Origin of the sequence: Exiguobacterium sp. RIT341, from assembly GCF_000632205.1 — a bacterium.
Classification (GTDB): Bacteria; Bacillota; Bacilli; order Exiguobacteriales; family Exiguobacteriaceae; genus Exiguobacterium_A.
Genome location: NZ_JFYW01000001.1, coordinates 596,562 through 610,758 on the forward strand (window position 1 = coordinate 596,562; position 14,197 = coordinate 610,758).

Sequence of the window (14,197 nt, forward strand, 5' to 3'; positions counted from 1 at the left end):
TTTGAGTCATCAACCATTCCAAGGGGTATCGGACCATTCACGACGCTTTTTCGTGATCGGTACTTTTTTGAAACCCCAGTTTCGGAAATCTTGGTCCGGGCTATCGCGGCGAATGTAAATTTTATCTTTGATGGCTTTAAAAATCCGGTTTTCGTCCCCATAATGGACAAACCGTGGTTTTACCTCGATGACACCACGACGGACGCGGGACAAAGGTAAGCAGACCAAATCGGCAATCTCAAGACCAGATTGGTAGAGGTCGCTGTCTTTTTCAGCAAAGATGAAGCCCTTGATTTTTTGACGGCTTTTTTCAACGTCGAGATGGACCGTTCCTGAATTGAAAATATCGAAGAATGCCTTTTGAATCAGCAAGTTCTGATAATCATCACGACTTTCAAGCACAACACGTGCACTCGTCGCTTCTGTCTCATCAAGGAAGGAATAGAACGATTTCATCAGATGAGCGAAGGCAACGACATACGGATCCTTCGGTGTCGAGAAGAAGTCTTGCAGCTTCTGTTTATCGACTTCGACACTGACGATCGTACAATCGATATCAACTAAAAATTCCGGTAAGGCAATCCAGAAGTGACGCAACATATCGATCGTGATCCCGTCTTCTTTTCCATATGGATGTTCGGCTTTTAAAATTTCTTTGAGATGAAGCGGAATATGTGGATCTTCAAAGACTTTTGCCTTGAAGTCCATCAAACGTTGACGAAGCGGACTCGGTTCGCCCGTCTCATCCGAATCGATGGCATATTTATATTCCATCAAGACACCTGTTAGATTGAATTGTGTATTCCCCTTAGGTGTTCCCGTCTCGTCAACGAACATGATGTATTTCTTCGGGGCAGGGGTTGAGTTCTTAGGAAATCCTTTGACATCAACGCCTTTGACGTTCGATTGTACCCGTTTGTTCAAATGAATCTCCTCCAATTGCACGATAATTACACAGTCTTAAGAAAGAAATGCTCTTGATGCCACTTTACACGCTAGGCGACTGAAAAGCTATAGCCTGGCAAGTGAAACCGGTGAAACATTCCCTTATAGATTAGGTGTTCGACTCAAGGAAGATAATTCCTGTTTTTAATTATTATTCTTCGCCATTCATCAATCGATCGATATAGCGGACGGATTTAATCGTTTCATTGAAACGTTTCAGACTCGTCTTCGGCTGAAAGGCTTGGACAGAAATCTGCTTCAGTTGATCCACAGCACTTTCGACCATGCTCGGACGTAAGTAAGGACTATCTTGGGCATTCATTTGCCACTGCGCAATCAGTTGATCTGCTCGTTCGACGAACGGTACGACGTCTCGATTGAAGTCATATTCGGTTCCGGCACGTCCTTCTTGATATATACGTTCAATCTCTTGTAATAACGGTTCAATTGTCATTGGTTTTTAACTACTCCTCTCGGCCGATACGGTACAATCACATATCATGGTACAATAAACGCGATAGGAGGGGAATCGTTTTGAATTACCCGAATGGGAAAAAATTTCAAAAGCCACTCGAGTCGCACGGAACCCGAATCAAGAAGGCACGATCAACCGATTCAACCTTTTCAAATCGTGGGATGACGCTCGAAAAATTATTGAATGAAAGTAATACGTTTTATCTGACTCATAATCGGGCAATCATTCACAAGAAACCCACTCCGTTACAAATCGTTCAAGTGGATTATCCGAAACGGTCGGCAGCGGTCGTTAAGGAAGCCTACTTCAAGCAACCGTCGACGACTGATTATAATGGCGTGTACCGTGGAAAATACATTGATTTCGAAGCGAAGGAGACGACGAATAAAACGTCCTTCCCGATAAAAAATTTTCACCCCCATCAAATCGCACACATGCGTCAATGTGTCGAACATGGAGGAATTTGTTTTGTCATCATTCGATTCAGTCTGTATAATGTGCAATATGTGCTTTCAGTCGAGCACGTGTTCCCCTGGTGGGATCAACTCGAAAGCGGACGGAAATCCATTCCGCTGACGATCATCGAACAAGACGGTATCAAAGTCGAGACTGGCGCGTACCCTGCTATCGATTATTTAAAGGCAGTGGACGAACTATATTTCAATTCAGACACTTTTTGATTGAAGGAGAAGGATAGCATATGGAAAGAAGTCGTGTCGCACGTCGTGAAGAGACGAAGTCATCTGAGAAAAAGATGAAACGGACGAAACGTCCCCAAAAGAAAAAATCAGGTGGAGGATCCGGTGGGAAAGGTCCACTCTGGAAAAAGTTATTGTTGATTGCTACCGGATTATTCATCTTGATGATGTTGATCGGAGGCGGATTTGCGGCTTATGCGATTGCTACGGCACCTGAGCTTGATGAAGCAGAGCTTCGTGATGCTTTACCGTTAAAGATTTATGCAAGTAATAAAGAGGAAATCACAAAAGGTGGAACGAGCCGAGAATATGTGTCGATCGATGAAGTACCAGAAGTCGTCAAGGACGCATTCATCTCGATCGAGGACCGTCGTTTTTATCAGCATAACGGGATTGATTTCCGCCGTCTCGGAGGTGCCATCATCGCGAACGTCACTGATGGATTTGGTTCTGAAGGCGCTTCGACGATTACGCAACAGGTCGTCAAACAATCATTCCTCAGCTTTGATAAAACAATCACACGGAAAGTCCAAGAGCAATGGCTTGCGATCCGCTTAGAGCAGGATTATACGAAAGATCAGATTTTAGAGATGTACTTGAATAAAAACTACTATGGTCAAAACTCATTTGGCATCCAGACCGCTTCAAAAGCCTATTTCAATAAATCAGTTGATAAGTTGAATTATGCGGAAGCTGCAATGCTCGCGGGATTACCGCAACGTCCGACAGCTTATGATCCAATCAAAGGAGATCCGAAGCTAACGAAATGGCGTCAGACACAAGTCCTCAATGCGATGCAAACGACAGGCGTCATTACAAAAGCGCAACGAGATAAAGCGGTCAAACAACCAATTTCGAAATTAATCAATCCGGCGCCGAAGTCAACGAAGGATGAATCATATGATAGTGTCATCTTCGACATGGTATCAAAAGAGTTAGAAGATGATTTTGGTCTAGAAGGAAAAGATATCTATGGTCAAGGGTTAAAGATCTATACGTCGATTGATAAGCCGATGCATGACTATATGAACGAAGCGATCAAAAAAGATCAAATCGTTCAATTACCGGAATATGCTGAAACGGCTGCTACGGCAATTAATACGCAAACCGGAGAAGTTCTTGCAGTCGTCGATGGTAAAAATCCAGGTAAAGGAACAGCGCGACGAAACTATGCAAATGAACCCCATCAACCGGGATCATCCGCAAAACCATTCTTCGCATACGGTCCGGCCATCGAAAATGACAAATGGTCGACTGCGAAACAATTGACGGATAAGCCGACAGAAGTCAACGGAAAAGAGATTGGAAACTATTATGATGGATATCGTGGTACGAATACGATTCGTCATTGGTTGAAAATCTCGGCTAACACACCTGCCATTCAAACGTTCCAAGAAATTGGTGGGGATGCAGTCGAAGCATTCGCTGAAAAGTCTGGCTTGAAAATGAAAGACGATGAGTCGATTTCACCAGCTTATGCAATTGGTGGGATGAAGCATGGTTTTAATACGACTCAGATGGCAGGAGCTTATGCAACACTGGGTAATGGGGGCGATTATATCAAACCGCACGTCATTAAATCGATTGAGTACAGTGACGGATCTAAAATCAAGTCACCAATCAAATCAAAAAAGGCGATGGAAGACTACACAGCTTATATGTTGACGGATATGCTTCGTGATGTCTTAAAACCAGGCGGTACGTTCCCAAGTGCTGGGTTGTCGTTTGATGCAGCCGGTAAGACAGGGACAACCAATGCTTATAAAGATGTCTGGTTTGCAGGATATACATCTGATGTCTCGATCAGTGTCTGGACAGGAACAACGAAATCAGGAAACAACAATGGATCCGGACTCAGTGGTCCGTATAACAGTACGATGGCACAGCAAATCTGGAAAGATTTCATCACGAAAACACGCGATCGAACGCCAGCGCCATTTGAACAACCAAGTTCTGTCCTCAGTATCGGAAACGAATTATACGTGAAAGGGACGAAGGAACCTGTCGTTGAAAAAAAGACGGTACCCGCTCCGACTGGATTACAAGCATCTTACGATGAAGACAAAAAGAGCGGTGAACTGACTTGGAACTACAATGACGCTGCGCTTCGTGCCAATGGGTATGATAATGTATCATTTGAAGTAAAGATGACAGATGCTGATGGTAAATCATCGACAGTCGGAACGAGTACGACGAATCGAATCAGTATCAGTGGATTAAAGCCAGGTCGCTCGATATTCCAAGTCGTAGCGAAAGCGTCAGGAGAAAAATCGGGACCAGTCTCGACGACGGTAACGGTCACCGATCCTGAAGAAGAAAAACCGTCAACGGACGAGCCAACGACGGATGAACCGTCAACGGACGAACCGTCAACGGACGAGCCAACGACGGACGAACCGTCAACGGACGAGCCAACGACGGACGAGCCGACGACGGACGAGCCAACGACGGACGAGCCGACGACGGACGAGCCAACGACGGACGAGCCAACGACGGACGAACCGTCAACGGACGAGCCAACGACAGACGAACCAACGACGGATGAACCGTCAACAGATACACCGAATTCAAATGATGGTGCGAATGCACAAAACAATTCGAACGGTTCAACGGAACGAAACAACTCGAATGATAATGGAAATAATGGTCGTGGAAACGACGCTACGAATTCTACAACACCATAAGCACGACTTGTAAAGAAAGACAAGACCAAAGACGAGTAGATCGTTCTTTGGTCTTGCTTCTTTTTTTGTATAATGAAAAGTGGAAGGAAGTGAAGGCATGCAAGCGAAACAAACGCTCGTTGCATTTCTTGAAGAATTGAAACAGGACCGTTCATTCATGGAGCGGATTACGTATATGAAAACGATGGAAGCGACAGCGGGACGCTATGTCGATTTTCCAGAACAGTTACCGGAACGCTTGCGCCAAGCCCTCCGGACACGTGGCATCACTCAGTTATACCGTCACCAAGGATTGGCGTATGAACGCGTACAAGCAGGCGAGTCGACGGTCATCGTCACTCCAACCGCCTCGGGAAAGACCTATTGTTTTAATTTACCGGTCTTATCACACTTGCTCGAACATCCAAATGCACGAGCGTTGTATCTGTACCCGACAAAAGCGCTGGCACAAGATCAAAATAGTGAATTACTCGAACTGATCGATCAATTAGAGGCTCCAATCCGTTGTTTCACATATGACGGAGATACGTCACCGACGATTCGAACAAAAGTACGAAAAGCCGGGAACATCGTCATTACGAATCCAGATATGCTACATTCCGGAATCTTACCACATCATACAAAATGGATCGAACTATTTGAGAATTTAAAATATATCGTCATCGATGAGCTTCATACGTATCGCGGTGTCTTTGGCAGTCATGTCGCGAATGTCATTCGTCGCTTACGACGGATTTGTCGGTATTATGGCAGTAATCCCGTCTTCATCATGACAAGTGCAACGATTGCAAATCCAAAGGAACTAGCCGAACGATTAACGGAGAAAACAGTCGGACTAATTGATGAGAATGGTGCGCCGACAGGACGTAAACATTTTCTCGTCTATCAACCACCGATCGTCAACGCACAACTCGGTATTCGACGCTCGGCGACACTTGAGACAAAACAATTAGCGATGCGCTTCATCAAGAACAAGTTTCAGACAATCGTCTTTGCACGGTCTCGCGTCCGCGTCGAAGTCTTACTGACGTATCTGAGAAGTATCTATCCGCACGAGCTTGGTCCTCGATCCATCGAAGGGTATCGAGGTGGTTATTTACCAAGTGAACGTCGCGATATCGAACGACGGTTACGCCAAGGAGAAATCACAGGTATCGTCTCGACAAATGCTCTTGAACTCGGTGTCGACATCGGTCAACTGCAAGTGTGTATCATGAACGGCTATCCGGGTACGATTGCTTCACTTTGGCAACAAGCAGGACGAGCGGGGCGTCGGCAAGATGATGCACTAATCATTCTTGTCGCCTCATCTGGTATGCTCGATCAATATGTTGCAGAACGACCAGAGTTATTCTTGAATCAATCCCCGGAAGCAGCGCGACTTGATCCAGATAATTTGATCATTGCCGTCGATCACGTCAAATGTGCGGCGTTTGAACTGCCTTTTACGAAAGGCGAATCATTTGGAACGCTTGAGACGGAAGACATCCTCGCGTACTTAGTCGAAGAGCGTGTCCTGCACGAGCGAGGCGATCGTTTTTATTGGATGAATGACGCGTTTCCAGCACACGGGATATCGCTACGGTCCAGTGATCAAGAGAATGTCATCATCGTCGATCAGACCGAGGTACCGAATCGAGTCATCGGCGAGATGGATACCTTTAGTGCAATGACGTTGTTACATGACGAGGCCATTTATTTGCATGGGGCCGATCAATACCAAGTCGAGTACTTGGATTTTGAGGAGAAAAAAGCATTCGTCCGTGCAGTAGACGTTGATTATTATACAGATGCTAATTTTTCAGTCGACCTTTCCGTTCTCGAAGAAGATGAACAGTATGCAGAGGGAGAATACAGTGTTGCGCGTGGAGATGTCAGTGTTCGGGGGATGGCGACGATGTTCAAGAAGATCAAGTTCGGAACACATGAGAACATCGGGTCTGGTCCGATTCACTTACCAGAACGAGAGATTCATACGACAGGTGTCTGGTTCACCTTACCCGATCATGCACGCTCCTCGACGGAGCTTGAACAAGTGTTGGAAGGTGTCGCGAATAGTTTACGACGTGTTGCTCCGCTTTATTTGATGTGTGACGCTAGTGATGTCTTCGTCGTGCCGCAAGTCAAGGCGACACACACGCAGCAACCGACCGTCTATCTATATGATCGTTATCCTGGAGGCGTTGGTCTCGCGGAATCAATCTACAAACAACGCGGTGTCATGCTACGCGCAGCGCGTGATTCGATTGTCACATGTCCTTGCCAGGACGGTTGTCCTGCTTGTATCGGCATGGTCGGCGTAGCAGACGAGAAAGAACGAACGATTCAGTTGTTAGCAGAAATGGAGAAGGAATTATCATGAAAAATCGTCTTAGACGAATGCTGAAATCTACATCAGACGTCTCATCGGAGAATATAGAGCCTTCTGTCCTCGAAGTGGAAACGCTAAAGCCAACAAGCGGATGGACTGAAGAGCAACAAGCCTGGATTGATCGTGGGGCGGATATCTTAACATTCGAACAAGAGTGGATTGTCAGGGTCGACAAACGCTATGCTCTGACGGACCGGCATGGAGACCGGAGTTTTGCCGAAGTGTATGAGTCTTTACAGCTTCCTCATCCACCACTTGCGCTGGATGTCCCACTTGAGCAGGTCATCTTCTTTGATACGGAGACGACAGGATTGCGGGGAGCCGGAACGACGATTTTTTTACTCGGGTTTGCGCGCTTTGAGCAGGGAGGATTGTTGATGCGACAATATTTCTTACCGCATCCGCACTTTGAGGCTGCCTTTTACCATCACTTCCTGCATGATATCGGGGATGATGTCCGATTCGTGACCTATAATGGAAAAAGCTTTGATTGGCCGCAAATCAAGACACGACACGTTTTCGTTCGGGAACGTGTTCCACGATTACCGAAAGTCGGTCATCTTGATTTACTCCATGTTGCGCGGCGCATTTTTAAAGGAATGTATGACTCGTATCGATTGACAGCGATGGAAGAGCGGATTGGATTCGAGCGGGAAGGTGACCTACCTGGTTTTTTGGCACCAATGCATTATTTCCAATATGTTGAACATCAGCAACCGGAAATCATGACGGGCGTCTTACAACATCATCTAGATGACTGTTTAACGCTCGTTGGACTGTATGATGCGTGTAACCGTCTTGTCACGCATCGGGCGGAAGCACCTTCTCCTATTCAAGAGAACATCGCGATTTGGTTAGCGGATCTTGGAATCCATGAAGGATCCCATGCTCATTTTCAGCAGGTTAAAGAATTATCAGCAGAAGGATGGCTACGCCAAGGGTATTTGCATAAAAAAATGAAGAACCATGAACAAGCTAGAGACTGCTTTTTAAAAAGCGATAGTTACTTGGGGTATCTCGAACTTGCGAAGTGGGCAGAGCACATTGCAAAAAATCCTGTGCTTGCTTATGATTATACGGAACGAGCACGACAACACGTCGAACGGCATCATTGGTTAATCACTAAAAAAGAACGAATATTAGCTGAACTGGATCATCGAGAACGTCGGTTAAAAAGGAAGTGTAACTCGTGAAAGTAGTCGCCATCACAGGATACAAACCAAATGAACTAGGCATCTTTGATCAAAAACACCCGGGTATCCGGGTCTTAAAGGCAGCATACCGAGAGCGGATGATTCGCTTGATTGAAGACCGTGGAACAGAGTGGTTCATTACAAATGCCTCGCCTGGATGCGAAATCTGGGCATGCGAGGTCGTTCTTGAATTAAAAGAAGAGTATCCAGATATTCATCTTGGTATCCTCTTGCCGTTTTTAGAACAGGAAGCGCGCTGGAAAGAACCAGTCCAAGCACAGTATCTTTCGATTCTTGAACAAGCTGACTTTGTCGAAGCAATCAGTCAGAAACCGTATACGGATCCATCGCAGTTGCGCAATAAAACTGAATTCATGATCCAAAAAAGCCAAGGATTGTTGTCGGTTTTTGATGAAGAGCATGGAGGATCAGCGAAATTTTTAGTAGAGCGTGCTAGAATGGAAATGGAACAATCCGATTATCAGTTATTTTTGATTACACAAGATGATTTATCTTGGCTCGAACAAGAATTACAATACAATGATCAGTGGGAGTGAAGAGGATGTATAAGCCATTGTTGACAGCGGACGATATTTACAAAAAGGAATTCAAGACCGGCCTCCGTGGCTATGTCATCGAGGATGTCGATGGATACTTGGATCAAATCATTAAAGACTATGAAGGATTCGAACGTGAAATCGAGCGTCTGAAGAAAGAGAATGAGGCGTTGAAACAAGCACCTGCTCAACCAGAAAAACGGGAAGAGCGTCGTGTTGAACACGTTGAACCACAAGTGTCGAGTTCATCCAATTATGATATGTTACGTCGTATTTCGAATCTTGAGAAGGCGGTTTTCGGTCGCCCTCATCAAGACTAATGAAAAAAGACATTTCTGCCAATCGTCAGAAATGTCTTTTTTGATTTCCTTCTTTTTGAAAGAATCGTCATGTATACGAAAACGGTGTTAAGATAACTACTAATACATATTACAAAGGATGATGAATCATGTTACAAGTCATGACTGCTTCTGTTCCGGCACCACCACGCCGTCGCTTTTTTGCAAGTAAGCAAGTGAATACGATGACGCATGAAACAGATGCGCTCTGCAATGAAATCCGTCATGTATGTCGTTTTGATTGGATGTTATTTGAACGTATACGTCTAACTGAAACGATTATCATTCCCTTTGCTTTGATTGGTCCAAAAGGGTTGTTTCTTGTGTTGCAAAACGATGCAGTCGTAGAATGGATGACGGAAGAATCCTGTCATGTCATCGATCCTATGCATGGGAAAAAGGTGTTTTCACCCCATCCGATTAATCAATCGAAACGAATTGTCCAAATGGTTCGAAAAACGCTAAAAAAACAAGGGATCGTCATACCGATTCATGGCATCACACTTTTTCCGAATGCACCACAGATGCGGACGGAACGAATTAAATTTCCGACGGGTCATACATTCAAAGATGTGCGAGCGTTCATTGTTTCAAAGAAATCCTCTCCTGTTCAAGAGCAAGAACGAAAACAAGTCGCGTTTTATCTCGCGCAGCAACAGGAATGAATAAAGGCAGTGAAGCGAACGCTTCACTGCCTTTTATTTAAATTTATCGTCTTGGTCGAGACGCAAGGATGTTCTCGGCTTGATCCATGTCTTCTTTTAAGACATACACCGCTACGCGATCGTCTAAATCTTTACTGAAGCGTCGGAATAAAAACGAAGTCTTGACGCCGCGTTCGACTCGAATGTCTAGATCAGCTGCCTCAAGTCGAGCAGCATCCTTCAATAAATCTTCTCCTTTTTCACCGAATGCTTCTCCGAGAAGCGACCATCGAAGATTTTCCTTCGCTCGTCTACTGACGATGACAAGAAATGCCACAATCAGAAGAATGATCAAAATCGTTCGAATCAGTTGTATATCCATATCTGCCTTCACCTCATCTTCTATCATACCGAGTTAGCGCGCATAAAGTAAACGTTCAACATAACGGGCGAACGATTTACTTTTTAAACCTTGCTGGCGATACGCGATATAACCGTCAGGGCGAATCAAATATAGTCCGGATTGCTTAATGCCGAAGCGTCGTGCGAGTTCGCCACCTTGATCGACGACGCCATCCTCTTTAAGGGATTGATGGATGGGTACTGTCTCAAATAGATCTGGATAGGTATAGGCGAGTTCCTTAAATGGCTCAAGAAGATCGTCAGTTGCGTTTTTTGGTAAGAACAACAGTAATAAGAAATTTCGATCCGCGCGACGTAACAAGAGTTCATTTTTTTTCGTCCGCGGATGTACGACTTCACTGTAGGGCATCGGTTCACCCGGCTTAGGTGTCAATGGACTGAAGTGTCCTTGCGTGACAAAGGTCAGGCTTGCTGGGTAGTGACTGTTGAGTTGAGCAATTCGATTTGTCACGAAATGATGTAAGGGTGCGATCTTGAGACTATTTCGAATGACTTTTTCTTGTAGAGGCAACAAAAACGGAATGTTGATCTGCAAGAGTTCGGTTGCTAAATTCGTTGATCGTAAGATACCTTGTGCCGCTTCGCGGCGTTCGACACTGTAAGAATCAAGCAACGGAAAACTCGCTTTGAACTGATGCACACACCAAAGTTTCCAAGCAAGGTTCATCGCATCAGCAATCCCTGTATTCATTCCTTGACCACCGACAGGGGAATTGATGTGTGCCGCATCCCCAATCAAATAAATTCGATGGTGACCAAATTTCTCGATAATTCGATTATGGACACGGAACATGGAGTACCAATGGACTTTTTTTAGCTCGAACGGTACTTTGGCTCGATTTTGTAAAAAATCATCAATCGCTTTATGATCAGTCGGAACAGGTCCGCTCGTTAGATTGCCCGTAATGCGGAATAAATTCGACTGAAGTGGGAAAGACTCGATGACCCCATGATCAGAGAAGAAAATGTGGACCTCTTCGGAAGAGAGTGGCCAGTCGACTTCGATATCGGCCAATGCCCACGACTCTTTGAACGATTTTCCGCTAAATGGAAGTCCAAGTTCTCGACGAACAAAGCTATTCGCGCCATCAGCTCCGATGATAAAGGAAGCATCTACCGTCTCTGTCTCTCCTTTATGTTGTAAGGTAGCAGTAACGAACGTTGGGAATTGAGCGAATCCTGTTAATTCCGTCTCTCGTTCAACGGTATGTCCGTAAGTGGCGAGTCGTGCTTCGAGAATCCGTTCCGTCTCACTTTGAGGCAAGAGCGTAACAAACGGAAAAGGTGTATTTAAATCAGTAAAATCAAGCTTTGCCTGCCATGCACCATTAACATAGAGGTTTCCTTGATTGATTTTAATCGCATTTTCCATTAAATCTTCTGCCACGCCAAGTCTTGCGAACAATTCAAGGGAACGTGCTTGAATGCCGATGGCTTTGGAGACGACAGATGGTCCACTTGCACGTTCGACGATGCGGAAGGATAATCCATAGCGCGAGAGTGCGAGTGCGAGTGTTAAACCGGTTGGTCCGGCACCAATAATGAGGACATCTAATTTTTTATTCACGGATAACCCCCCTTAATTTACATCTTAGCCAAAACTCGTTACCATTAAACTATTGATGACACGCTCGACGTGTGAAAGGATGAAACTTGTGAACGAACAACTTTTTACGACAGAACGATTGATTGCGAATTTTAAGGAATATATCCGTCAGAACGAGGCTCATCTGACAAAGCGCAATGCTTTAAACGCCTACTACAAGACGGTAGCGGGATCGATTTTATCGGACCGGATCGCTAAAAATGCGGATCTGATCGTTCGTATGCGCCATCTTGAAGAAGCGTATCATCATGTTGCACAAGAAGGGCGATGAAGCAGGTGAACTTAGCCGATATCCGAAAACACTATGTAGATTCAGAAGAACGTTTACCTCGACATGCAGCAGCCGTACTCGTTCCTTTGGTTGAACAGGATGGCGAAGTCTATCTGTTATTTCAAGTACGAGCCAAAACCCTACGTTCGCAACCAGGCGAAATCGCTTTTCCGGGTGGTCGGATCGATATTGGTGAATTACCGAAAGCAGCAGCCATCCGTGAAACGGTTGAAGAATTAAATGTCAGTGCTTCCGAGATTGAAGTGATTGGAACGCTCGAACCACTCGTGACACCGAACCGGTCAATTATTTATCCGTATCTTGGTATTCTACATGCAACGGATTTTAATCCTTCACCGGCAGAAGTCGATCATGTCTTTCTCGTATCTTTGACAGAATTGATGACTTCTAAACCAATCAAAGGGGACATGGAGTGGCGGATACGCCCTGGTAAGGAAGTGCCGACCGAACGAATGGCGAATCGAGAAGCATATCTCGATCGTACGTATACAGTTACGGAGCATTTCTATGAGCACGGGGATTATCTAATTTGGGGATTAACCGCTAAAATCTTGCGCCAGTTCTTAGCTCAATTGACGCGTGACTAGCTTTTTTGGTCGTTATTTTATATGATTAACTGTAATTGAACGTGTCAGGAGATGAGTCAAATGGAAGAAACAGAAGAGTTATTCGATTATATCGTTGGTGATATGGTAAAAACAAAAGAAGGCTGGGTTGCGGAAGTAACAGCTGTATTGACAAATACGGTCGTCGGTGATGTATCCCATACGAAAAACTTTGAGGCACTCGGCTTAGAATTTGAAAAACAAGTCTTGTTAAAGTCAGAGATCGAATTGTTAGAACGTAAAACAAAATAATACATGAAAGCATACCAAGCTACTATGGTGTGCTTTTTTTATGTTCATTCAAAAAAATGAATAATAATGAAATATGATATTGGCTGGAGTATTGATAGGTCAATCGAAATGACTGAAAACATCGAAAAGATACATTTATTACAAAAGAGTAACAAAAGATAAATCGTAACAGAACGGTTACAAAATATAAAAACGTTGCTACACAACGAATGAGAGCGTTTTTTGTAAGCGTGTAACCATTTCGTTACTTTTTGACAGATATATTTCAAATCATGGTGTTCGCTTTTCAAACGGTTTGTCGCCGTGATACGGTGTGCGGGTCGTAAAACGGCGAGAAAGGTTGGCACCAACATGAAACGAACATCATTCCTATTATCCCTCTGTTTAGCGGGATTCATATTTATTCTTTTGCCGCATCATGAAGCTTCAGCGGCACAAATCGGGATTGGAACAGAGAAGACGATCGTACAAAATCCGTTAGAGATGAAACGTCAAGCTGCTCAAAAAAAGCGGGAACAAGCTGAGGCAGAAAAGCGAGCTCGATTACAAGCCGTAGCCAAACAAAAAGCAGAAGCGGAGCAGAAAGCAAATGCTAAAAAGAGAGCACGACAAGCTGCGAAGCAAAGCCGGAAGCAAGTGAAGACGGATCGTTCATCAAAACGTACGGTAACATTTGAAACGACAGCGTATACGACAAATCCAGAAAACAATGGAAGCCGCTTGTATAATGGTCGTGCCTTAACGGCATCAGGTTATGACGTCACGAATACGATTACATATGAAGGTCGTCGGATCGTGGCTGTTGATCCATCTATCGTGCCGCTTGGAACAAAAGTTCATGTAGAAGGTTTTGGTGACGCAATCGCACTCGATACAGGTGGTGCGATTCGTGGAAGAATCATGGACCTTCTAGTAGGATCAAAACAAGAAGCACTAGAATGGGGACGCCGCCAAGTGACGGTAACGTTCGAATAAATGAATATCGAGACTAGACGATGGGTAAACTCCATCGTCTTTTTTTGTGTTAGTAAAGATGAATCAGTATTCGGTTGTAAAACAAATTGTTTAGGAAACGAGAGATCAATTGGTCAAAATAGGTTTTAGAATACGAGAG

15 protein-coding genes are annotated in these 14,197 nt (G+C 44.6%); 11 read left to right on the plus strand and 4 right to left on the minus strand.

Going from position 1 to position 14,197, the window contains the following annotated elements:
* Positions 1-9 precede the first annotated feature (9 nt).
* Positions 10-924 (minus strand): DUF3800 domain-containing protein, encoded by a 915-nt coding sequence (locus BW42_RS02980; protein WP_023468614.1) that lies wholly within the window; start codon positions 922-924, stop codon positions 10-12.
* 172 nt (positions 925-1,096) lie between these two features.
* Positions 1,097-1,399, minus strand: a complete 303-nt coding sequence (locus tag BW42_RS02985; protein WP_035407253.1) for a DUF1798 family protein — start codon at positions 1,397-1,399, stop codon at positions 1,097-1,099.
* 74 nt (positions 1,400-1,473) lie between these two features.
* Between BW42_RS02985 and recU the strand changes: the two genes are divergently transcribed.
* From recU to BW42_RS03020, 7 genes are all read left to right on the plus strand, one after another.
* Positions 1,474-2,100 (plus strand): Holliday junction resolvase RecU, encoded by a 627-nt coding sequence (gene recU / locus BW42_RS02990; RefSeq protein WP_035409519.1) that lies wholly within the window; start codon positions 1,474-1,476, stop codon positions 2,098-2,100.
* A 20-nt stretch (positions 2,101-2,120) separates the two neighbouring features.
* Positions 2,121-4,802 (plus strand): PBP1A family penicillin-binding protein, encoded by a 2,682-nt coding sequence (locus BW42_RS02995; protein WP_052018995.1) that lies wholly within the window; start codon positions 2,121-2,123, stop codon positions 4,800-4,802.
* 97 nt (positions 4,803-4,899) lie between these two features.
* Positions 4,900-7,164 (plus strand): DEAD/DEAH box helicase, encoded by a 2,265-nt coding sequence (locus BW42_RS03000; protein ID WP_035407256.1) that lies wholly within the window; start codon positions 4,900-4,902, stop codon positions 7,162-7,164.
* A complete protein-coding gene (locus BW42_RS03005) occupies positions 7,161-8,366 on the plus strand; it encodes a ribonuclease H-like domain-containing protein (RefSeq protein WP_035407260.1) in 1,206 nt (401 codons plus the stop codon). Before BW42_RS03000 ends, BW42_RS03005 begins: the two co-directional genes overlap by 4 nt.
* Entirely contained in the window at positions 8,363-8,923 is a 561-nt protein-coding gene (locus tag BW42_RS03010; RefSeq protein ID WP_035407264.1) for an SLOG family protein, read from the plus strand. Before BW42_RS03005 ends, BW42_RS03010 begins: the two co-directional genes overlap by 4 nt.
* 5 nt (positions 8,924-8,928) lie before the next feature.
* Positions 8,929-9,243 (plus strand): cell division regulator GpsB, encoded by a 315-nt coding sequence (gpsB, locus tag BW42_RS03015; protein WP_035407267.1) that lies wholly within the window; start codon positions 8,929-8,931, stop codon positions 9,241-9,243.
* 128 nt (positions 9,244-9,371) lie between these two features.
* Positions 9,372-9,926, plus strand: coding sequence for a nuclease-related domain-containing protein (locus BW42_RS03020; RefSeq protein ID WP_035407270.1), 555 nt, complete (start codon positions 9,372-9,374; stop codon positions 9,924-9,926).
* Between the two features lie 43 nt (positions 9,927-9,969).
* On the opposite strand, the gene BW42_RS03025 is transcribed toward BW42_RS03020, so the two are convergent.
* Complete coding sequence (locus BW42_RS03025; RefSeq protein WP_035407272.1) at positions 9,970-10,287, minus strand: hypothetical protein; 318 nt, start codon at positions 10,285-10,287, stop codon at positions 9,970-9,972.
* Positions 10,288-10,320: 33 nt separating this feature from the next.
* Positions 10,321-11,895, minus strand: coding sequence for an FAD-dependent monooxygenase (locus tag BW42_RS03030; RefSeq protein WP_035407276.1), 1,575 nt, complete (start codon positions 11,893-11,895; stop codon positions 10,321-10,323).
* A gap of 79 nt (positions 11,896-11,974) precedes the next feature.
* Between BW42_RS03030 and yvfG the strand changes: the two genes are divergently transcribed.
* From yvfG to BW42_RS03050, 4 genes are all read left to right on the plus strand, one after another.
* Positions 11,975-12,205, plus strand: coding sequence for a protein YvfG (gene yvfG, locus BW42_RS03035; protein ID WP_231496844.1), 231 nt, complete (start codon positions 11,975-11,977; stop codon positions 12,203-12,205).
* The gene (locus tag BW42_RS03040; protein WP_035407281.1) at positions 12,202-12,813 is read left to right on the plus strand and encodes a CoA pyrophosphatase; all 612 of its coding nucleotides are present in this window, start codon (positions 12,202-12,204) and stop codon (positions 12,811-12,813) included. Before yvfG ends, BW42_RS03040 begins: the two co-directional genes overlap by 4 nt.
* A 60-nt stretch (positions 12,814-12,873) precedes the next feature.
* Entirely contained in the window at positions 12,874-13,083 is a 210-nt protein-coding gene (locus BW42_RS03045; protein ID WP_023468601.1) for a hypothetical protein, read from the plus strand.
* A gap of 351 nt (positions 13,084-13,434) precedes the next feature.
* On the plus strand, positions 13,435-14,058 hold the full coding sequence (locus BW42_RS03050; protein ID WP_035407284.1) for a 3D domain-containing protein: 624 nt from the start codon (positions 13,435-13,437) through the stop codon (positions 14,056-14,058).
* Positions 14,059-14,197 lie beyond the last annotated feature (139 nt).

Bases quoted from the DNA above. Each gene is read 5' to 3' on its own strand.
- BW42_RS03020 (WP_035407270.1), top strand. From the start codon at position 9,372: ATGTTACAAGTCATGACTGCTTCTGTTCCGGCACCACCACGCCGTCGC.
- BW42_RS02985 (WP_035407253.1), bottom strand. From the start codon at position 1,399: ATGACAATTGAACCGTTATTACAAGAGATTGAACGTATATATCAAGAA.
- BW42_RS03005 (WP_035407260.1), top strand. From the start codon at position 7,161: ATGAAAAATCGTCTTAGACGAATGCTGAAATCTACATCAGACGTCTCA.
- BW42_RS03000 (WP_035407256.1), top strand. From the start codon at position 4,900: ATGCAAGCGAAACAAACGCTCGTTGCATTTCTTGAAGAATTGAAACAG.
- BW42_RS03040 (WP_035407281.1), top strand. From the start codon at position 12,202: ATGAAGCAGGTGAACTTAGCCGATATCCGAAAACACTATGTAGATTCA.
- gpsB (WP_035407267.1), top strand. From the start codon at position 8,929: ATGTATAAGCCATTGTTGACAGCGGACGATATTTACAAAAAGGAATTC.
- BW42_RS03025 (WP_035407272.1), bottom strand. From the start codon at position 10,287: ATGGATATACAACTGATTCGAACGATTTTGATCATTCTTCTGATTGTG.
- BW42_RS03050 (WP_035407284.1), top strand. From the start codon at position 13,435: ATGAAACGAACATCATTCCTATTATCCCTCTGTTTAGCGGGATTCATA.
- BW42_RS03045 (WP_023468601.1), top strand. From the start codon at position 12,874: ATGGAAGAAACAGAAGAGTTATTCGATTATATCGTTGGTGATATGGTA.
- BW42_RS02995 (WP_052018995.1), top strand. From the start codon at position 2,121: ATGGAAAGAAGTCGTGTCGCACGTCGTGAAGAGACGAAGTCATCTGAG.
- yvfG (WP_231496844.1), top strand. From the start codon at position 11,975: ATGAAACTTGTGAACGAACAACTTTTTACGACAGAACGATTGATTGCG.